Raw genomic sequence first — 17,848 nt, 5'->3', positions numbered from 1 at the left:
GCCATGAATGTCAGTCTGATATCCCAGGTCGTGCTGTCGCTCGCTATGGCGAGCGTTGCCTTCGCCCAGCAAAGCGCCGCGCCAGGCAGCGCCGTCCCGGTCACGGTCGATAACTTTCCGCGGGCGGAATCCGACCTCTACATGAGCAGGACCGTTCAGGACGGCGGCCTCGGCAAATTTATTCATCGGAGAATGCCGGCGGAGATCGAGAACCAGACCGTTATCCGCCTGAATCGCGACACGCTCTATTCTTCGGCTGTCGTCGACCTCGATGCTGGCCCGGTGACGATCACCCTGCCCGATGCCGGCAAGCGCTTCATGTCGCTGCAGGTCATCAACGAAGACCACTATGTGCCGCTCGTCTCCTACAAGCCCGGCCCGGTGACGCTGACGCGCGCCAAGGTCGGCACCCGCTACGCGATGGTCGGCGTGCGCACGCTGGTTGATCCCAACGATCCGAAGGATCTCCAGCAGGTCCATGCGTTGCAGGACGCGCTCAAGCTCGGGCAGAAGGGCTCCGGCACGTTCGAGATACCGAAATGGGACGAGGCCAGCCAGAAGAAGGTTCGCGATGCCCTCCTGGTGCTGGCCTCCACCATAGGCGGCTTCAAGAACGGCTTCGGCCAGAAAGGGCAGGTCGATCCGATCCGCCACCTGATCGTGACCGCCGCGGGCTGGGGCGGCAATCCCGACAAGGACGCGACCTATCTGAGCTTCACGCCGGTGAAGAATGACGGCACGACCGTCTACAGGCTCAAGGTCGGGTCCGTGCCGGTCGACGCCTTCTGGTCGGTCAGCGTCTACAATGCCGAGGGCTACTACGAGAAGAACGCCTACAACGCCTATTCGCTGAACAACATCACCGCGAAGAAGAGCGCGGACGGCGCCGTCGACATCCAGTTCGGCGGCTGCGACGGCAAGATCCCGAATTGCCTGCCGGTGATGAAGGGCTGGAACTACACGGTCCGGCTCTATCGCCCGCGAGCGGAGGTTCTGAACGGCCGCTGGAAATTCCCCGAGCCGCAACCCGTGCAGTGAGGCCCCGGCATGTCCGGTCTCGACATCTTCGCCTGGATCGTCCTGGTCGTGCTCGTCGCCAGCACGGTCTTCGTCATCGTCTTCATGGCGATGTGGCCGGGCATGGTCGCTAGGCGCCGCAACCACCCTTGGGCTGATGCGGTTGCCGTCGGCGGCTGGGTGACGCTCTTCCTTGGCTTCGTGCTCTGGCCGGTGGTGCTGATCTGGGCCTATGTCGACGTGCCGGCAAAACCGGGCCGTGGCACTGGAGATGCGGAGACGGCGCGATGATCGTTGTCCTGCTCAACACCTATCTGGCGCTGCTTTTCATCCTGGTGAAGCTCAAGGTCGTGCCCTTCAACTTGTTCTGGAAGGTTTCGCCGGTCCTTGTTCTCCTCGTCCTGCTGATCGGGCTGTTCATCCCGATGAACTGGGGCGCGCCGCAGGGACCGGTGCTGGTCGTGCGCAATTCGGTCGCGATCGTGCCGGACGTTGCAGGCGAGGTGGTCGACGTGCCGGTCACAGCCAACACGCCGCTCAAGACCGGCGACGTGCTCTTCCGGATCGATCCGGTGCCGTTCCAGGCTCAGGTCGATGCCTTGGCTGCGCAACTCAAGTTTCAGGAGACTCGCCTTGCCGAGATGACCCAGCTCCAGTCGCGCGGCACGGGCCGGACGTTCGATGTCGAGCAGCGCGAGGCCGAGGTAGAGCAGCTCAAGGCCCAGCTCGCCGGCGCGAAGTGGAATCTGGACAAGACGACGGTGCGCGCACCGGCCGACGGCTATGTCACCAATCTCGCTCTGCGCAAGGGCGCGCGGGTGACCAGCCTGCCGCTGGCGCCGGTGATGGCCTTCATCGATACCGCCGACACCCTCCTCGGCGTCGAGATCAACCAGATCGACGCGCGCTATGTCGCGGCAGGCCAGCCGGTCGAGCTCACCTTCAAATGGGCGCCGGGAACGGTGCAGACGGGCAAGGTCGAGAGCGTGCTCCAGGCCGTCGCGACAGGCCAGGTGCAGACCTCCGGCATCGCAGTGGCGCCGAAATCCGTCCAGGCGGCGCCCTTTGTTGTCCGCGTGAAGCTCGACGACGAAGCCTTCGCCCGCATGCTGCCAGCCGGCAGCGCCGGCGATGCCGCGATCTTCACCGACCGGGTCAAGGCAGCCCATCTCATCCGGAAGGTCCTGCTGCGCCAGATCGCCATCACGAACTACGTCAACCCATTCTAGCTCATCGTAACCGACATTCGCGTCATGAAAGGGAAGACAACATGAGGTTTCTCAGAGCGACCTTGACCTTCCTCGCGGCCGCCTTCCTGTCGGCTTCCGCCGCATCAGCGCAGCAGCGAAACCTCGGTCCGGAAACAGGTAAGGTTTCCATCCGTCAGTTGCAGGTCGCTTTCATCGGTTCGGGTGCAATCGGAGGCGGCACTCTCACTTATCGAGGACGATCTTACGGGATCACAGTGGGCGGTCTGGGCATTGGCGGCATCGGTGCTTCGCGCTTGACCGCGACGGGGAGCGTCTATGGCCTGACCCGCCGGGAGGATTTCGCGGGTGTTTACGCCCAGATTCGTGAGGGCTGGGCTATTGGCGATCATGGGCGGGGTCGTCTCTGGCTTCGCAACCCCAGCGGCGTAACCCTCAGATTGGCGGCGCGCCGGCAGGGCTTGCAGCTCTCGCTCGGCGCGGACGGTGTTCTTATCGGCTGGAAATAGCGTCCGTCTGGTTCAAATCAATCAATGACTTATAGTCTCGCCTGCGGAAGAACTATGCCTCTCTCTACAAAGTGAACCAGGGTTTGTCGTTCGAGCCTCAGTTCGTCTTACGCGACGCAACAGCCTGCCGCAGCTCGCGGCAGGCTTTTTTGCAGGTCACGACCGAAAGCTCGGTGATCATCGGCCATCACGCAGCTCGACAGATAGTGACGGCATGAGCCAGAACGACGGCACCGGGCGCGGATCTCCGCCTCGCATGCTACGGAGGAAGCTCGGCGATGACACCAGGCGATCAGATCAAGAACGGGCTTCCCTCGCCTCACCCGTTGCGCGTGATCCCGGTCACGAAAATCGCCTTCGAGCCCTTCGGCTGGCTGGTGGAAACGGGCGATTCCGGCCGGGCGGCGAATAACGGGACGGCGCGCCGGCACGACGTCCACGCGCATACCGCCGCCGACGTCCCGCCAGGATCCAGGCTCGTCACCTCGATCTTCGAAGCGGCGCGGCAGCAGCCGGCTCCCGCAATCACGATGCTCGAGCGGCATGTGAATTCGGTTCAGTTGATCATGCCGTTGGGTGGCGCCGGCCACATCGTCGTGGTCAGCCAGGCCGGCGCGGACGGCATGCCCGATCTTTCGACGCTCGCCGCCTTCGCCTTCACCGCGTCGCAGGGAATGGTCTACCGCAAGGGGCTCTGGCACCATCCGATCATGGCGGTTGGCGCGGATGCCCGCTTCCTTGTCCAGTCCTGGCAGAACGGCACCGAGGCCGATTGCGAAATCCGCGCCATCGGGCCCGTGACACTGGCTCAGGACGCCCTCTGAGCACCCGCCAAGTATTCTCGCGAAGTATTCGTATGATTTCTGCAAGTGTCGCGTCGCAACGCGAGGTGGCCGGCCGGCGGCGGTTCTGAGGAGGCCAGAATTCCGTCACCGACCGGCCGAGCCCTTCGGTTTCCCAGGAGATGCGGCGGACCTGAGCACCCGAGGGGCGTTTCGGAGCGATCTTTGGGATCGCTGCGTCGCACAATCTCTACAATGCGCCGCATCCGAATCAATCAAATCCGACCGATCGACCCTCTTCATCGATCGTTAACCCTACCCACTAAGCTTAAAGCTCGCGATCGCCGCCGGAGCAGCAACGCTATTCACGCATCGACTTCAGAAGCTTGCCTCAGGGACTTGAGAGAAAGCACGAAGGCACCGTGAAAACGCTGCGCCAAGCGCTCGCTGCACATGCAAGCGCCCTCCCCGAGCGATGGCTGGAGCAGGCTTGGGCGCCCGGCGGATGCTCTATGCCGCGCTGGCGACGATCACGCGGTTGCGGCCGCTCGCCTTGGCCCGGTAGAGCGCATCATCGGCCCGCTTCATCATGTCGGCGGAGGAGGCATCGCCGGCGCGCCGGCTCGAGACGCCGACCGACACCGTGACCTTGATGTCACGTGTATTGTTCTGGACAGCGAAAGGCGCGTTCTCGACGCGCTCGCGGATACGTTCGGCCACGCGATAGGCGGCATCGCGCCCGGTATCGGGCAGCACGACGACGACCTCCTCGCCGCCCATGCGCGCGACGAGGTCGATGCCGCGCGTGCAGGCGCGCACGCGATCGGCGAATTCGCGCAGGACTTCGTCGCCGACATCATGACCCCAGCTGTCGTTGACCGACTTGAAATGGTCGATATCGAGGACCAGCAGCGACAAGGAGCGGGCGCGCAGCGCCGATTCATCGAACATCGCCGCGAGCCGGTTATCCATGAAGCGGCGATTATGCAGCCCCGTGAGCTGGTCCATCACCGCCATTTCCATCGAGGATTGGACGCTGTCGCGCAGCCGCTCGGTGAAGCGCTTGCGGCGCACCTGGGTGCGCACGCGCGCCAGCAACTCGTTGCGGTCGATCGGACGCAGCAGGAAATCATGCGCCCCGATCTCGAGGCCACGCAGGATGCGGTCGCGGTCCTCGGTCTCCCCCATCAGCAGCACGGAGATGTTGCGGGTGCGCTCCAGCGAGCGCAACTGGCTGCACAGGCGCAGGCCGTCCTGCCCTTGCAGGTCCAGGCTGACGACGACCGCGTCGAACTCGCCTTCGGCAGCGCGTATGACGGCCTGCTGGGCATCGCTCTCGACCTCGACGGCATGGAAGGCCGAGAGCGCGCTCTGCAGCCTTTCGGCGACGTTGGGGCGGTCCTCGACCAGCAGGATGCGGCCGTTCAGGCCGGTCTCGGCCGCCGCCGTCGCCAGCGGATCGGCAATGCCCAGCCGGACGGAAGCGATGGCTCGGCTGCGCAATTCGTCGGTCATCGCCTTCAGCCGCGCGAGGCTGCGCACGCGGGCGAAGAGCGCGGTATCGTCGAGCGGCTTGGTCAGGAAGTCGTCGGCGCCGGCATCGAGCCCCTGCAGGCGATCGCGGGGCTGGTCGAGCGTGGTGACGATGATGACGGGGATATGCGCGGTCGCGGGTGCACCCTTCAGCCGCCGGCAGACGTCGAAGCCGTTCATGCCCGGCATCATCACGTCGAGCAGGACGATATCGACCTCGCCGCGCTCGCAGAGGGCAATTGCATCACGCCCGTTCGTCGCCGTGACCACGCCGAAATACTCTGCCGAAAGCTTGGCTTCGAGCAGCTTCACATTCGCGGGAATGTCGTCGACGACGAGGACGCGGGCAGTCATGGCTGTGCTTTCGCCGGCTCAGGCCGCGCCGGCATAGGTGCGGACGGTTTCCAGGAACTTCGCGACCGAGATCGGCTTGGAGAGATAGGCCTCGCAGCCGCCTTCCCTGATCCGCTCCTCGTCGCCCTTCATCGCGAAGGCCGTGACCGCGACGACCGGGATGGACTTCAGGTCGTCATCCTCCTTGATCCATTTGGTGACCTCGAGCCCAGAGACCTCCGGAAGCTGGATATCCATCAGGATCAGCGCCGGATGATGCGTCCGCGCCAGCTCGATCGCCTCGATGCCATCCGACGTCTTCAGCGTCGCATAGCCATGGGCTTCGAGCAGATCGTTGAAGAGCTTCATGTTGAGCTCGTTGTCCTCGACGATCAGAACAGTCTTCATCGGGCCGCCCTTCATTTGCGCCGGGAGCGCCACACCGATGGCGGGCTTTCCAAATTGGCGGCATCATCAGATGATTGCGTAGCACGCGAGCAGTTGACGAAACGCAAACCGGATACGCGACTCCACCCCATGATACGACGCCCCACAACGGACGAGGCAGAGGCGCTCGCGCTGCAGGCTCTGGCCTTCCTGGCTTCCGAACCCGAGCGGATCGAGCCGTTTCTGAGCACGACCGGCCTCAACCCGGCCAATCTGCGCCAGGCTGCCGGCGAGCCCGGCTTCCTCGCCGCCGTGCTCGACCATATCGGCTCGAGCGATTCGCTCCTCCTGGAATTTGCCGGAAATTTAAGGCTGAATCCCGAAATCGTCGCCGATGCCAGGCGCGTCCTCGCCGGGCCGGAGCCGGACGACTTCTCTTGAGCGCGGGCGCGCCCTCGTCGCGCTGGCTCTGCCGCGACTGCCTGGCGGACCACGAAGCGCTCGCCCCGCCGAAGCGCTGCCCGGCCTGCGGCTCGCCGCGATTGCTCGGCCATGCCGAGCGCGACAGCTTGAGCCTCGCCCATATCGATTGCGACGCCTTCTACGCCACGATCGAGAAGCGCGACGATCCCTCATTGCAGGACAAGCCGGTCATCGTCGGCGGCGGCAAGCGCGGCGTGGTCTCGACCTGCTGCTACATCGCCCGCACCTATGGCGTGCGCTCGGCCATGCCGATGTTCAAGGCGCTGAAGGCCTGCCCGGAAGCCGTGGTGGTCAAGCCCAACATGGCAAAATACGTCGCGGTCGGCCGCGAGGTCCGGCAGTTGATGCGCGAATTGACGCCGCTGGTCGAGCCGCTCTCGATCGACGAGGCTTTTCTCGATCTTTCCGGCACGGAGCGGCTGCACCATGCCAGCCCGGCGGTGACGCTGGCGCGCTTCGCGGGGCGTGTCGAGGCCGAACTCGGCATCACCATCTCGGTCGGCCTCTCCTATGCCAAGTTCCTGGCCAAGGTCGCCTCCGATCTCGACAAGCCGCGCGGCTTCTCGATCATCGGGCAGGCGGAGGCGATAGCCTTCCTCGCGGGGAAGCCGATCAGCCTCATCCCCGGCATGGGTCCGGCCGGTGTCGCGAGACTGGCGGAAGGCGGCTTCAAGCTGATCGGCGACCTGCGTGAGGCGCCCGTCGACAAGCTTTTCAAGTTCGCCGGCAAGGACGGCCCGCGCTTGCGCAACCTCGCCAACGGCATCGATGCCCGCCAGGTCACGCCGGAACGCGAGACCAAGAGCGTCTCAAGCGAGACCACGCTCGACGTCGATCTCGCCCGCTTCGAGGAGCTGGAGCCGATCCTGTGGCGGCTCTGCGAAAAGACCTCGAAACGGCTGAAAACACAGGAGCTTGCCGGCCGGACCATCACCCTGAAGCTGAAGACGGCCGACTTCCAGATCATCACCCGCGCCGCCCGCCTGCCGGAACCGACGCAGCTCGCCGCCCGCCTCTTCACGGCGGGGCGAGACCTGCTGAAGCGCGAATGCAACGGCGCGCATTACCGGTTGATCGGCATCGGCGCGAGCGACTTCAGCCCACCGGAGGCCGCCGACCATGGCGATCTCGCCGACATCGCGACGCCGCGCCTGAAGGCGATGGAGGGCGCGCTCGACAAGTTGCGCGCCCGCTTCGGCGACGAGGCGATCGGCAAGGGCCTGAGCCTGAGATTGCCGCAGCGTCGCTCGTCGGAACCCGCTATTTCGCGCAAGGCTCCTGAGGAAGAAGATCCAGACGCGTGAGCGTGCCACGCAGCGCGAACGAACCGTAATCGAGCCGAATCGCGCCGGTGACGCCGTTCTCGTAGAGCTCGAAGGCGATGCTGTAGGCCGGCGTCGATTCGCCCGATCCCGCCTTGAAATAGGAGATCGTCACCGGCCAGCGCGCCATCTTCTCGAATTCGGGGCGCTGCAGCGGCTTCTCGGAAGGCTCCGCCTCGATCCGCTTTCCGATGATCGAGAGCGTGTCATAGACCTCCTTGCCGGAATTCGCACCGTCATAGAGGCGCACGCTCAGCGTCTTCTGGCCGGCGCGCGCAGCCTGGATCACGGCCTTCATCTGCGCGTTCGGAAACAGCGCGTCGCTCGCCTCGCGATAGATCTCGGCCTTGGGCTGGCGCAGCTTCACCTCATAACCGCTGCCGTTCTTCTGCGCGGTGCCGTCGACGGTATCGGGCTTGGCGCCGCCCGCGGTGCTTTCGGTCTTGAAGCGGTAATTCGCGCCGTCGCCGGCCTCGAAGCTGGTGGTGCGGGCGTCGATCAGGCGCGGCCCGGCCTCGGTGCCGAGCTGCGTCACCTGCCGGAAGGACAGCGCATAGCCCTCGCAGGCATCGCCGGTGAACTCGAAGGCGATGCGGCCCTTCGCGGTCTCGATATTCCCGGACGGTTTGCCGTTGTCGAGCACGAGATCATAGACCGCACGATGCGGCGCGAGCACCACCCGCTCCGTCGCTGCTTGAGCCCAGGCGGGCGCCGCGGCCAGAACCAGCGCCCCCGCGAAAACCCCGCTCGCCTTCGTCGCGAGCTTCGAGACTGTTCCGTTCATGCGCCGCTTGTCCATTGTGACCTGTGCGAAATCTAGGTGCATCGCGGCAATGGCGCAAACATGGCGGAGCCCCCGCTCTTGAGCATCGCATCAGCCCTGCCCGCCCGGCATGCCCGCATGCTTGCGAGGCCCGCCGGCTTCGGCCATGAAAGACCTGCCCGAAGGCACCCTCGCCTCGATCGCGGAGCCAAGCCCATGAACGCCGCCGACACCCGCCTCGCCGAACTCGGCATCACCCTGCCATCCCCGGCCGCCCCCATCGCCAACTATGTGCCCTATGTGATCACCGGCAACCTGCTGGTCATCTCCGGCCAGATCTGCTTCGGGCTCGACGGCAAGCTCGCGGACAAGCACAAGGGCAAGCTCGGCGCCGAGATCTTCAACGAGGCCGGCCTCGAAGCCGCCCGCCTCTGCGCCATCAACGTTCTCGCCCAGGCCAAGGCCGCGCTCGGCGGCGATCTCGGCCGCATCGTGCGCTGCGTCCGCCTCGGCGGCTTCATCAACGCCACCCCGCATTTCGCCGCCCTGCCCGCGATCATGAACGGCGCCTCCGACCTGATGGTCGAGGTGCTCGGCGACAAGGGTCGCCATGCCCGCTCGACCGTGGGCGTCGCCGAATTGCCGGCCGATGCCGCCGTCGAAGTCGAAGCGATGTTCGAGATCGCCTGATGACAGCGGGAACGCTCAAGGACGCCGGCCGGCGCGATCTGGGCTGGCTGGTGGCGAAGCCGATCGCCCATCGCGGCCTGCACGATCTGGCAGCCGGCGTGATCGAGAACAGCCCCTCCGCCGCCACGGCCGCGATCGCCGGCGGCTTCGGCATCGAATGCGACGTCCAGCTCACCGCCGATGGCGAAGCGGTCGTTTTCCACGATTTCGTGCTCGACCGGCTGACGGGCGAGACGGGAGCCGTCGTCGCGCGCAAAGCTGCGGATCTCACGGCGATCGCGCTCAAGGGTTCGAACGACCGCATCCTGACGCTGTCGGCCTTCCTCGACCTGATCGGCGGGCGCGTGCCGCTCGTGGTCGAGATCAAGAGCCGCTTCGATGGCGATCTCGCGCTAACCAGACGAACCGTGGAGGTCCTCGCCGGCTACAAGAGCCATCCGATCGTGATCAAATCCTTCGATCCTGCGATCGTGACGGCGTTGCGTGAGCTCGCCCCGCAGATTCCGCGCGGCATCGTGGCGATGAACGCCTATGATTACGGCGATTACGACAAGCTTTCAGTCGAGCGGAAGCATGCCCTCGCCAATCTCCTGCACTTCACCGAGAGCCGGCCGGACTTCATCTCCTGGAAGGTCACCGACCTCGACAGCGCCGCGCCCTATCTCTGCCGCAACGCGCTGAGCCTGCCGCTGATGAGCTGGACGGTGCGCACGCCGGAAGAGCGGCAGCGGGCCGCAGCGATGGCCGACCAGATGGTCTTCGAGGGTTTTCGCCCTTGAGCGAAGCGGGGAACGGCGATCTCACCGTTCGTGTCGCGACCTCGCTCAAGGCCGTCCCCGCAGGCGCATGGAACGCCTGCGCCAATCCCCATGCACTGGCGGACGCAATCTCGGCGTCCGCCACGCCTTCGGATGCTCCCGCGCTAGACCGGGACAATCCCTTCGTCAGCTATGAATTCCTCATGGCGCTGGAGGACAGCCGCTGCATCGGCGGCCGCACAGGCTGGTCGCCAGCCTATCTCCTGGTTGAGGATGAGGCCGGCCAGCTCCTGGCCGCAGCACCCAGCTTCCTGAAGAGCCACAGTCAGGGCGAATATGTCTTCGACCATGGCTGGGCCGATGCCTATGAGCGCGCCGGCGGACGCTATTACCCCAAGCTGCTGGTCGCCGCGCCCTTCACCCCTGCAACCGGCCCGCGCCTGCTGGTCGCGGACACTCCGCGCGCCGATGAAGCCCGCTCCGCCCTGATCGGTGGGCTGGAGGCGCTGCGGGGGCAGACGCAATCCTCCTCGGTCCATGTCACCTTCGCGCAGGAGCCGGACATCGCCGCCCTGCAACAGGCCGGCTATATCGAGCGCAACGATCTGCAGTTCCATTGGCAGAACGAGGGCTTCGGCAGCTATGACGACTTCCTCGCGACGCTGGCCTCACGCAAGCGCAAGGCGCTGAAGCGCGAACGGCGCGAAGCGCTTTCGGCCGGGATCAGTATCGATGTCCTCTCCGGCAACGACCTCACCGAGGCGGTCTGGGACGATTTCTTCTCGTTCTACGAGGACACCGGCGCGCGCAAATGGGGCCGGCCCTATCTCAACCGCGCGTTCTTCTCAGCGGTCGGTGCGGCAATGGGTGAGCGCATCGTGCTGGTGATGGCCAGGCGCGCCGGGCGCCATATCGCCGGCGCCATCAATTTCCGCGGCGCCAACACCCTCTACGGCCGCAACTGGGGCTGCATCGAGGATCACCCCTTCCTGCATTTCGAGGTCTGCTACCATCAGGCCATCGACTATGCGATCGCGCATGGCCTCGCCCGCGTCGAGGCCGGCGCGCAGGGCGAGCACAAGCTGGCGCGCGGCTATCGGCCGGTGATCACCCGCTCGCTGCACCAGATCGCCGATCCCGGCCTGCGCCGCCCCGTCGCCGCCTATCTCGCGCAGGAGCGCGAGCAGATCGCGGCAGCGCGCGAAGCGCTGGCAGCCGAAAGCCCTTTCCGCAAGACGGGCACCGCCGATGACTGACACCACCCTTGCAAGCCCGGTCTCCGCGACGCCCGCCTTCTGCGAGGACAACGAACTCGGCTATCGCCGCAGCCTCACCGATTTCACGAGCCCGCTGACGCTCGACGAGAGCTACCGGCTGGCGCATCTGCCATTGGTTGCCCCAGAGCATCCCGGTGTCATCGCCCGACGCGAAGGCAAGTTCTACGAGATGGGCCGGCACCCGGCGGTCTACTCGCTGGTCCTGCCGTTGGAAGACCAGGCCTTGCGCACCTCCCCGGCCTTTCTCGTGCTTGAGGCAGAACTCAAGACCGCTCCCTTCGCCCACAAGATCGCCTGGGACATCCTTCCGAGGCGACAAGATAAGCTGCACGCCACGGTCTGTGGCTCGCTCAGCCTTACCGAGCCCCCGGCCATTGCCGAAGAAACGCGCAACGCCCTGCGCAAGATCGCGCCCTTCACGGTCGAGCTACGCGGGCTCTTCTCCGGCAACGTCAATCGCGGCCGACTCTATCTCGCGGTCTATCCGGAGAAGCGCGCCGGCCGGAACACGTTGCAGCAAGTTCAAGCCGCCTTCGACCGGGCGCCGGGCGACCTCTGGCTCGTCGGGCTCTACAACCTCACCGACGATCTCGATGCGACTGAGACCGCGGCACTGGCCGACATCATCACGCGCTGGTGGAACAAGCCTTTGCTCAACCTCGCCGTGACGGAGTTTCAGGTGATGGGCGCGCGCGATGACCTCGTGCTCGACGCCCATGTCGAAGCGCTGCTGCTGCTCGGCGCCTGAGGCGGGGGCATCAGCCGGTTCGCGGCCTTGACGCCCCGGCTGGCGCGCCGCAGCTTGCGCCTTCCGTTTTCGATCCTGCCGGACCCGCCATGACCGCCTATGATCCGTCCAACGTCTTCGCCAAGATCCTGCGCGGCGAACTGCCCTCCCACACCGTCTACGAGGACACTGATACCCTCGCGATCATGGACATCATGCCGCGCGCCGACGGCCATGTGCTGGTGATCCCGAAGGCGGCCTGCCGCAATGTCTTCGACGCGCCCGCCGAGGCGCTGAATGCGGTGGCGCTGACCACACAGAAGCTGGCGCGCGCCGTGAAGGCCGCGTTCTCGGCCGAAGGCGTCACCATCCAGCAGTTCAACGAGGCGGCCGGCGGCCAGGTGGTGTTCCATCTCCATGTCCATGTCATGCCGCGCTTCGACGGCGTGGCACTGCGCCCGCATACCGGCACGATGGAGAAGAACGAGGTTCTCGCCAGCAATGCCGAGAAAATCCGCGAGGCCCTGAAAAAAATCTGACGGGCCATGTCACAGCGGGGTGAGCTGCCTCGTCTTGTCGTCATCAACCGATGGAGACAATCATGAGCCAACGCCTCAACGCTTTCCAGATCGCGCCCGAAGCCTACAAGGCCATGCTGGTCCTGCAGGACTACGTCAACAAGTCGGCGCTGGAGCACAGCCTGATGGAGCTGGTGAAGATCCGCGCCTCGCAGATCAACCGCTGCGCCTATTGCCTGCACATGCATGTGCTCGACGCGCGCAAGGCCGGCGAAACCGAGGCGCGCATCAACCTGCTCAATGCCTGGGAGGAATCCGAGCTCTATACGCCGCGCGAGCGCGCCGCCCTGCGCTGGACGGAAGAATTGACCCGCGCCTCCGAGCGCAGCCCGAGCGACGCCGCCTATGCCGAGCTCCGCGAGCATTTCAACGAGAAGGACAGCGTCGACCTGTCCTTCGCCATCGGCGCGATCAACACCTGGAACCGCGTCAATGTCGGCTTCCGCACGCGCCATCCGGCCGACCGGCCGCACAAGACCGAGGCTGCCGCCTGATGACACCAACCCGGCGCGCATGACAGGCGCGCCTGCCAGCCCTTTCGAGGCGAACCGGTCCTACCTGACCCGCCTCGCCTATCGCATGCTCGGCTCGCTCAGCGACGCCGAGGATGTGGTGCAGGATGCCTGGCTGCGCTGGCATGGCGCTGCGCCCGAGGCGATCGCCAACCCGCGCGCCTGGCTCGGGCGCGTGGTCACGCGGCTTTGCCTCGACCTGATGAAATCGGCGCGGCGCAAGCGCGAGACCTATGTCGGCGCCTGGTTGCCCGAGCCCTTGATCGAGGCCATCGGCGGCGCGCCCAGCGCCGACGAGGCGATCGACGTGCCCTATGCGCTACAGCTCGCGCTGGAACGGCTCTCGCCATTGGAGCGCGCGACCTTCCTGCTGCACGACGTCTTCGACCTGCCGTTCGGTGAAATCGCCGAGACGCTCGGGCGCAGCGAGGCTGCCTGCCGGCAGCTCGTTTCACGGGCACGCCGCCATGCGAGGGAGGAAGACGGCCCGCGCCATCCGCTCTCGCCTGACGAAGCGCGTCGCTACTCCCAGGCCTTCTTCCAGGCCGCTCACAGCACCGATGCCACGATCCTGAAGAGCATGCTCGCCCATGACGCGGTGCTGCGCGCCGATGGCGGCGGCAAGGTCAATTCGGTGCTGAACCCGATCCTCGGCAGCGACAAGATCGGCCGATTCTTTGAAGGCATCGGCCGCCATGTCGAGCGGGAAGGCCGTTCGACCACACGCTATGAATTCGTGATGATCAACGGCCTGCCCGGCTATGTCAGCCTGGAGCGCGGCGAGACCGTGCAGGCCACGGCCTTCGACATCCGCGACGGGCGCGTCACCGCGGTCTACATCATCCGCAACCCCGACAAGCTCGGCCATGTCCGGCGGTTGCTGGAAGCAGCCTAACCTGCCGCGAAGAGCCAGACGCCGCCGATCAGGATCATTTCGCCGGCGAGCACCGCGAGCATCATCCGGCGCTTGTCGAACAGCATGACGGCAGCCGCCGCCGCCAGCGCTGCGACGCGCACCCATCCTGGAGCCGCCGCGAGCACGCCCGGCGGCGAGACCATCAGCTTGGCGACGATCCCGGCGAGCAGCGCAGTCGCGACCGCCCTCACCCATTCGAGCAGGGGCGAATCGTTGGAGAGCCCACGCGAGAAGCCCACCGCAAGCCAGCGCCAGATCTCCGTCGGCAGCACGGCGAACAGCATCAGCGCGAGATAGGGCCAGAGCGGCCCGTCGAGCATGGCGATCGGCTGGGTCATGCCGGCTTCCGTTTCCGCCCGATGAGAAAGGCCAGGCTTCCGGCGGCGAGCCCAGCGACGATCAGGTCGAAGCCGCCGCCGATGAAGCGCTCGCAGACCGGCGCCAAGGCCAGCCCGAGGATCAGCGCCGCCATATCGCCGCGATGGCGCAGGCCCGCGATCAGCGAGACCAGGAAGAACATCGGCGTGAGGCAGAGCAGCCCTGCCGCGAAGGGGATCGGGAGCGCGCCCAGCAGGTAATAGCCGGCGAAGGTGCCGATCGAGCTCACCACCATGCAGGTATTGGCGAAGCCGAGGAAATAGGCGACGCGCTGATGCGGCGCGATGCCAGGCAGGCGCCGCAGGCCCTCGCTCCAGGCGGTCACGGCAACGTAATGCGCAAGGAGAAGCTGCTGCCAGATGCTCTGGCCGGGCCGGCGCAGCAGCGGCAGGATCGCCATCGTCATCGGCAGGAAGCGCAGCGAGGCGAAGGCGATCGCGATCACGATCGCGCTCCAGGCGGCACCGGCTGCGATCGAGGCGAAGAACAGCACCTGCGAGGGGCCGGCCCAGACCAGGATCGTGGAGAGCACGGCGACATCGACGGGATAGCCGACGTCGCGGGCGAGCGAGCCGATGCCGATCAGCCCAAAGCCGACGATCCAGGCCGGCAGCATCAGCGCATCGCGCATGCCGGCCAGCGCGACACGCTGCCAGCTCCAGTCGGCGGATACGCTCATGAGGCCATCGGGGCGGAATGGGTTCGACAGGATTCCGGCCCGGAGCAGTTCGAGCCCATTCCTCTATCGCTCATGCGCGCGACGCTTGCCTAGCCACCGGCAGGCCGGCCGGCTCTGCATCTCTTGCAAGCGCGGGTCGTGCCGCCTCTCAGCCTTTGCCGCCCTTCATCGCAATGGCGATGATCTCATTGGCGAAATCGATCAATTCCTTCGGGATGCCACCGACAGCCTGGACGCCCAGATAGATCAGATAGATGAGGGCCGGCACCAGGATCCAGCCCAGCACTTCCTCGAAAATCTTGCGGCGGCGCCGGCGGCGGTCGCGCTTTTCGAACCAGCCGAGCTTTTCCTTGGCCGGGCGAGCGGGAGCCGAGGCCGGGGCCGGAGCCTCCTGAAGCACCTCGCCGCTCTCGGCGGCGAGGCTTGCGGTCTTTCGTTTGAACAGCACGGTGCCTTACGCCTTCGTCAGCGGGACCTTGGGAACGGTGCGGACGGTCTTGGCCGAGGCCTTCGCTGCGCCACCCGTCCCACCCGGAGTGCCGCCACCTTTAGGCGCTCGCCGCGGCGGAGTCTTGGTCGTTTTGCCGGTGGCAGCCGCTTTCGCGCGCGGCTTCGGCACACGCTTGGCGGTTGCCGCCTCGACATCCTTCTCCGGCTTGGGCCTGGCCGGCCCGTCCGGGAATTCGAGGCCGAGCACCTTGATGCCGGTCTCGGACTGGACGACGACGACCTTCACGGCCCCGCCGCTCTTCAGGCGGCCGAACAGCACTTCGTCGGCGAGCGGTGTCTTGATCGTCTGCTGGATCAGGCGGGCCATGGGGCGCGCGCCCATCGCCTCGTCATAGCCGTTCTCGACAAGCCATTCGCGCGCCTCGTCCGAGAGCTCGATCGTGACGTTGCGGTCGGCGAGCTGCGCTTCGAGCTGGAGCACGAACTTGTCGACGACGCGGGCGACCACCGTCTTCGGCAGATGGCCGAAGGAGATGACCGAGTCGAGCCGGTTGCGGAATTCCGGCGCGAACAGCTTGTTGATCGCCTCGGTATCGTCGCCCTCGCGCTTGGTCCGGGTGAAGCCATAGGCGTTGCGGGCCATGTCGGCGGCGCCGGCATTGGTCGTCATGATCAGGATGACGTTCCTGAAATCGACCTGCTTGCCGTTGTTGTCGGTCAGCTTGCCGTGGTCCATCACCTGCAGGAGGATGTTGAACAGGTCGGGATGGGCCTTCTCGATCTCGTCGAGCAGCAGCACGCTATGCGGATGCTGGTCGATCTGGTCGGTCAGGAGCCCGCCCTGGTCGAAGCCGACATAGCCGGGAGGCGCGCCGATCAGTCGGGAGACGGTGTGGCGCTCCATGTATTCCGACATGTCGAAGCGGATCAGCTCGACGCCGAGCGAAGAGGCGAGCTGGCGCGCGACCTCGGTCTTGCCGACGCCGGTCGGGCCGGCGAAGAGATAGCTGCCGATCGGCTTCTCGCCGTCGCGCAGGCCGGCGCGGGCGAGCTTGATCGCCGAGGACAGCGCCTCGATAGCCTTCTCCTGGCCATAGACCGTGCGCTTCAGCGTGGTCTCGAGGTTGCGCAGCACCTCGGCATCGTCCTTCGAGACGGTCTTGGCCGGGATACGGGCCATGGTCGCGATCGCGGCCTCGATCTCCTTGACCCCGATCGTCTTCTTGCGCTTGGCCTCGGTCACCAGCATCTGCGAGGCGCCGGTCTCGTCGATCACGTCGATCGCCTTGTCGGGCAGCTTGCGGTCATGGATGTAGCGGGCCGAGAGCTCCACCGCCGCCTTGATGGCGTCGTTGGTGTAGCGCAGCTTGTGGAACTCCTCGAAATAGGGCTTCAGCCCCTTGAGGATCTCGATCGTGTCCGGCACCGAGGGTTCGTTGACGTCGATCTTCTGGAAGCGACGCACCAGCGCCCGGTCCTTCTCGAAATACTGGCGGTATTCCTTGTAGGTGGTCGAGCCGATGCAGCGCAGCGAGCCCGAGGCCAGCGCCGGCTTGAGCAGGTTCGAGGCGTCCATCGCGCCGCCCGAGGTCGCACCGGCGCCGATCACCGTGTGGATCTCGTCGATGAACATGATCGCCTTCGGGTGCTGCTCGATCTCCTTCATCACCTGCTTGAGGCGCTCTTCGAAATCGCCGCGATAGCGCGTGCCGGCGAGCAGCGTGCCCATGTCGAGCGAGAAGACGGTCGCGTCCTCCAGCACCTCGGGCACCTCGCCGCGCGTGATCTTGAGGGCGAGGCCCTCGGCGATCGCGGTCTTGCCGACGCCGGGGTCGCCGACCAGCAGCGGGTTGTTCTTCTGGCGACGGCACAGGATCTGGATCGTGCGCTGCACCTCGGCCTCGCGGCCGATCAGTGGATCGATGCGCCCGTCCCTCGCTTTCCGGTTGAGGTTGACGCAGTAAGCGTCGAGCGCGCTTTCCTTTTTCTTCTTGTCTTTGTCCTCGGTTTGGCCTTGCTCGGCGCGCTGCTCGCGCTGCGGTTCGCCCTCCTCCTCGGAGCCGCGGACAGGCCGGCTCTCGCTCGCGCCGGGGCGCTTGGCGATGCCGTGGCTGATGTAGTTGACCGCGTCGTAGCGGGTCATGTCCTGCTCCTGCAGGAAATAGGCCGCGTGGCTCTCGCGCTCGGCGAACATCGCGACGAGCACGTTCGCGCCGGTCACCTCCTCGCGACCGGACGACTGGACATGGATCACCGCGCGCTGGATGACGCGCTGGAAGCCGGCGGTCGGCTTGGAATCGTCACGCCCGTCGGTGACGAGATTGGTCAGTTCCGCGTCGATATAGTCGACGAGATTGCGCCTGAGCAGGTCGAGATCGACGCTGCAGGCGCGCATCACCGCGGCCGCGTCCTGGTCGTCGACCAGCGCGAGCAGGAGGTGTTCGAGGGTGGCGTATTCGTGACGGCGCTCGTTGGCCAGAGCCAGAGCCCGGTGAAGCGCCTGTTCGAGACTGCGCGAGAAACTCGGCAAGGGGCGCGCTCCTATC

At 65.9% G+C, this 17,848-nt stretch carries 21 protein-coding genes; 14 read left to right on the top strand and 7 right to left on the bottom strand.

All coding sequences use genetic code 11. From position 1 onward, the window contains the following. Window positions 1-3 precede the first annotated feature (3 nt). The 5 genes from AC1RLU_RS15825 to AC1RLU_RS15805 all read left to right on the top strand — a co-directional run bounded on the left by AC1RLU_RS15825 (window position 4) and on the right by AC1RLU_RS15805 (window position 3,558). Window positions 4-1,038 carry a DUF1254 domain-containing protein gene (locus tag AC1RLU_RS15825; protein ID WP_492796636.1) on the top strand — a complete coding sequence of 345 codons (1,035 nt, stop codon included), beginning with the start codon at window positions 4-6 and terminating at the stop codon, window positions 1,036-1,038. Between the two features lie 9 nt (window positions 1,039-1,047). Next, window positions 1,048-1,308 carry a DUF3302 domain-containing protein gene (locus AC1RLU_RS15820; RefSeq protein WP_492796635.1) on the top strand — a complete coding sequence of 87 codons (261 nt, stop codon included), beginning with the start codon at window positions 1,048-1,050 and terminating at the stop codon, window positions 1,306-1,308. Next, window positions 1,305-2,246, top strand: a complete 942-nt coding sequence (locus AC1RLU_RS15815) for an HlyD family secretion protein (protein ID WP_492796634.1) — start codon at window positions 1,305-1,307, stop codon at window positions 2,244-2,246. The genes AC1RLU_RS15820 and AC1RLU_RS15815 overlap by 4 nt, the downstream gene beginning before the upstream one ends. Window positions 2,247-2,287: 41 nt before the next feature. After that, a complete protein-coding gene (locus tag AC1RLU_RS15810; RefSeq protein ID WP_492796632.1) occupies window positions 2,288-2,734 on the top strand; it encodes a hypothetical protein in 447 nt (148 codons plus the stop codon). A 278-nt stretch (window positions 2,735-3,012) separates the two neighbouring features. Next, on the top strand, window positions 3,013-3,558 hold the full coding sequence (locus AC1RLU_RS15805) for an ureidoglycolate lyase (protein WP_492796631.1): 546 nt from the start codon (window positions 3,013-3,015) through the stop codon (window positions 3,556-3,558). Between the two features lie 468 nt (window positions 3,559-4,026). Here the strand turns inward: AC1RLU_RS15805 and AC1RLU_RS15800 are convergent, their stop codons facing one another. Further along, complete coding sequence (locus tag AC1RLU_RS15800) at window positions 4,027-5,403, bottom strand: PleD family two-component system response regulator (RefSeq protein ID WP_142111819.1); 1,377 nt, start codon at window positions 5,401-5,403, stop codon at window positions 4,027-4,029. Window positions 5,404-5,421: 18 nt separating this feature from the next. Continuing rightward, window positions 5,422-5,790: a response regulator gene (locus tag AC1RLU_RS15795; protein WP_061968283.1), complete on the bottom strand. Its 369-nt coding sequence runs from the start codon at window positions 5,788-5,790 to the stop codon at window positions 5,422-5,424. Window positions 5,791-5,919: 129 nt separating this feature from the next. Here AC1RLU_RS15795 and AC1RLU_RS15790 point away from each other — a divergent pair, with 129 nt between their 5' ends. Continuing rightward, window positions 5,920-6,210: a DUF3572 domain-containing protein gene (locus tag AC1RLU_RS15790; RefSeq protein ID WP_047574544.1), complete on the top strand. Its 291-nt coding sequence runs from the start codon at window positions 5,920-5,922 to the stop codon at window positions 6,208-6,210. Further along, on the top strand, window positions 6,207-7,556 hold the full coding sequence (locus tag AC1RLU_RS15785; RefSeq protein WP_492796628.1) for a DNA polymerase IV: 1,350 nt from the start codon (window positions 6,207-6,209) through the stop codon (window positions 7,554-7,556). The genes AC1RLU_RS15790 and AC1RLU_RS15785 overlap by 4 nt, the downstream gene beginning before the upstream one ends. On the opposite strand, the gene AC1RLU_RS15780 is transcribed toward AC1RLU_RS15785, so the two are convergent. After that, a complete protein-coding gene (locus tag AC1RLU_RS15780; RefSeq protein ID WP_162766137.1) occupies window positions 7,513-8,358 on the bottom strand; it encodes a cell envelope integrity EipB family protein in 846 nt (281 codons plus the stop codon). The two genes, AC1RLU_RS15785 and AC1RLU_RS15780, sit on opposite strands and share 44 nt — an antisense overlap. Window positions 8,359-8,553: 195 nt before the next feature. Between AC1RLU_RS15780 and AC1RLU_RS15775 the strand changes: the two genes are divergently transcribed. The 7 genes from AC1RLU_RS15775 to AC1RLU_RS15745 all read left to right on the top strand — a co-directional run bounded on the left by AC1RLU_RS15775 (window position 8,554) and on the right by AC1RLU_RS15745 (window position 13,774). Beyond that, window positions 8,554-9,027, top strand: a complete 474-nt coding sequence (locus tag AC1RLU_RS15775; protein WP_061967573.1) for a RidA family protein — start codon at window positions 8,554-8,556, stop codon at window positions 9,025-9,027. After that, the gene (locus AC1RLU_RS15770; protein WP_492796626.1) at window positions 9,027-9,806 is read left to right on the top strand and encodes a glycerophosphodiester phosphodiesterase family protein; all 780 of its coding nucleotides are present in this window, start codon (window positions 9,027-9,029) and stop codon (window positions 9,804-9,806) included. The genes AC1RLU_RS15775 and AC1RLU_RS15770 overlap by 1 nt, the downstream gene beginning before the upstream one ends. Beyond that, the gene (locus AC1RLU_RS15765; protein ID WP_492796624.1) at window positions 9,803-11,041 is read left to right on the top strand and encodes a GNAT family N-acetyltransferase; all 1,239 of its coding nucleotides are present in this window, start codon (window positions 9,803-9,805) and stop codon (window positions 11,039-11,041) included. The genes AC1RLU_RS15770 and AC1RLU_RS15765 overlap by 4 nt, the downstream gene beginning before the upstream one ends. Continuing rightward, window positions 11,034-11,810, top strand: coding sequence for a 2'-5' RNA ligase family protein (locus tag AC1RLU_RS15760; RefSeq protein ID WP_492796622.1), 777 nt, complete (start codon window positions 11,034-11,036; stop codon window positions 11,808-11,810). Before AC1RLU_RS15765 ends, AC1RLU_RS15760 begins: the two co-directional genes overlap by 8 nt. An 89-nt stretch (window positions 11,811-11,899) precedes the next feature. Beyond that, window positions 11,900-12,328, top strand: a complete 429-nt coding sequence (locus tag AC1RLU_RS15755; protein WP_492796621.1) for an HIT family protein — start codon at window positions 11,900-11,902, stop codon at window positions 12,326-12,328. A gap of 62 nt (window positions 12,329-12,390) precedes the next feature. Continuing rightward, entirely contained in the window at window positions 12,391-12,861 is a 471-nt protein-coding gene (locus AC1RLU_RS15750; protein WP_061967564.1) for a carboxymuconolactone decarboxylase family protein, read from the top strand. 19 nt (window positions 12,862-12,880) lie between these two features. Next, the gene (locus tag AC1RLU_RS15745; RefSeq protein WP_492796620.1) at window positions 12,881-13,774 is read left to right on the top strand and encodes a sigma-70 family RNA polymerase sigma factor; all 894 of its coding nucleotides are present in this window, start codon (window positions 12,881-12,883) and stop codon (window positions 13,772-13,774) included. Here the strand turns inward: AC1RLU_RS15745 and AC1RLU_RS15740 are convergent. From AC1RLU_RS15740 to clpA, 4 genes are all read right to left on the bottom strand, one after another. Continuing rightward, window positions 13,771-14,133 carry an AzlD domain-containing protein gene (locus AC1RLU_RS15740; RefSeq protein WP_061967563.1) on the bottom strand — a complete coding sequence of 121 codons (363 nt, stop codon included), beginning with the start codon at window positions 14,131-14,133 and terminating at the stop codon, window positions 13,771-13,773. The genes AC1RLU_RS15745 and AC1RLU_RS15740 overlap by 4 nt on opposite strands. Then, on the bottom strand, window positions 14,130-14,852 hold the full coding sequence (locus AC1RLU_RS15735) for an AzlC family ABC transporter permease (RefSeq protein WP_492796618.1): 723 nt from the start codon (window positions 14,850-14,852) through the stop codon (window positions 14,130-14,132). The genes AC1RLU_RS15740 and AC1RLU_RS15735 overlap by 4 nt, the downstream gene beginning before the upstream one ends. Before the next feature lie 148 nt (window positions 14,853-15,000). Beyond that, window positions 15,001-15,300 (bottom strand): hypothetical protein, encoded by a 300-nt coding sequence (locus tag AC1RLU_RS15730; RefSeq protein WP_091861032.1) that lies wholly within the window; start codon window positions 15,298-15,300, stop codon window positions 15,001-15,003. A 6-nt stretch (window positions 15,301-15,306) separates the two neighbouring features. Further along, window positions 15,307-17,832 carry an ATP-dependent Clp protease ATP-binding subunit ClpA gene (clpA, locus tag AC1RLU_RS15725; protein WP_492796616.1) on the bottom strand — a complete coding sequence of 842 codons (2,526 nt, stop codon included), beginning with the start codon at window positions 17,830-17,832 and terminating at the stop codon, window positions 15,307-15,309. Window positions 17,833-17,848 lie beyond the last annotated feature (16 nt).

The sequence above is a fragment of the Allobosea sp. GW822-FHT05A11 genome, from assembly GCF_058800455.1.
Note: the sequence above shows the minus strand (reverse complement) of the source record. Positions and strands in the feature narration are given on the sequence as shown.

What these genes read in the sequence shown, in the direction of transcription:
- AC1RLU_RS15825 (WP_492796636.1), top strand. Translation starts at nt 4, where the DNA reads ATGAATGTCAGTCTGATATCCCAGGTCGTGCTGTCGCTCGCTATGGCG.
- AC1RLU_RS15820 (WP_492796635.1), top strand. Translation starts at nt 1,048, where the DNA reads ATGTCCGGTCTCGACATCTTCGCCTGGATCGTCCTGGTCGTGCTCGTC.
- AC1RLU_RS15815 (WP_492796634.1), top strand. Translation starts at nt 1,305, where the DNA reads ATGATCGTTGTCCTGCTCAACACCTATCTGGCGCTGCTTTTCATCCTG.
- AC1RLU_RS15810 (WP_492796632.1), top strand. Translation starts at nt 2,288, where the DNA reads ATGAGGTTTCTCAGAGCGACCTTGACCTTCCTCGCGGCCGCCTTCCTG.
- AC1RLU_RS15805 (WP_492796631.1), top strand. Translation starts at nt 3,013, where the DNA reads ATGACACCAGGCGATCAGATCAAGAACGGGCTTCCCTCGCCTCACCCG.
- AC1RLU_RS15800 (WP_142111819.1), bottom strand. Translation starts at nt 5,403, where the DNA reads ATGACTGCCCGCGTCCTCGTCGTCGACGACATTCCCGCGAATGTGAAG.
- AC1RLU_RS15795 (WP_061968283.1), bottom strand. Translation starts at nt 5,790, where the DNA reads ATGAAGACTGTTCTGATCGTCGAGGACAACGAGCTCAACATGAAGCTC.
- AC1RLU_RS15790 (WP_047574544.1), top strand. Translation starts at nt 5,920, where the DNA reads ATGATACGACGCCCCACAACGGACGAGGCAGAGGCGCTCGCGCTGCAG.
- AC1RLU_RS15780 (WP_162766137.1), bottom strand. Translation starts at nt 8,358, where the DNA reads ATGAACGGAACAGTCTCGAAGCTCGCGACGAAGGCGAGCGGGGTTTTC.
- AC1RLU_RS15775 (WP_061967573.1), top strand. Translation starts at nt 8,554, where the DNA reads ATGAACGCCGCCGACACCCGCCTCGCCGAACTCGGCATCACCCTGCCA.
- AC1RLU_RS15770 (WP_492796626.1), top strand. Translation starts at nt 9,027, where the DNA reads ATGACAGCGGGAACGCTCAAGGACGCCGGCCGGCGCGATCTGGGCTGG.
- AC1RLU_RS15760 (WP_492796622.1), top strand. Translation starts at nt 11,034, where the DNA reads ATGACTGACACCACCCTTGCAAGCCCGGTCTCCGCGACGCCCGCCTTC.
- AC1RLU_RS15755 (WP_492796621.1), top strand. Translation starts at nt 11,900, where the DNA reads ATGACCGCCTATGATCCGTCCAACGTCTTCGCCAAGATCCTGCGCGGC.
- AC1RLU_RS15750 (WP_061967564.1), top strand. Translation starts at nt 12,391, where the DNA reads ATGAGCCAACGCCTCAACGCTTTCCAGATCGCGCCCGAAGCCTACAAG.
- AC1RLU_RS15745 (WP_492796620.1), top strand. Translation starts at nt 12,881, where the DNA reads ATGACAGGCGCGCCTGCCAGCCCTTTCGAGGCGAACCGGTCCTACCTG.
- AC1RLU_RS15740 (WP_061967563.1), bottom strand. Translation starts at nt 14,133, where the DNA reads ATGACCCAGCCGATCGCCATGCTCGACGGGCCGCTCTGGCCCTATCTC.
- AC1RLU_RS15735 (WP_492796618.1), bottom strand. Translation starts at nt 14,852, where the DNA reads ATGAGCGTATCCGCCGACTGGAGCTGGCAGCGTGTCGCGCTGGCCGGC.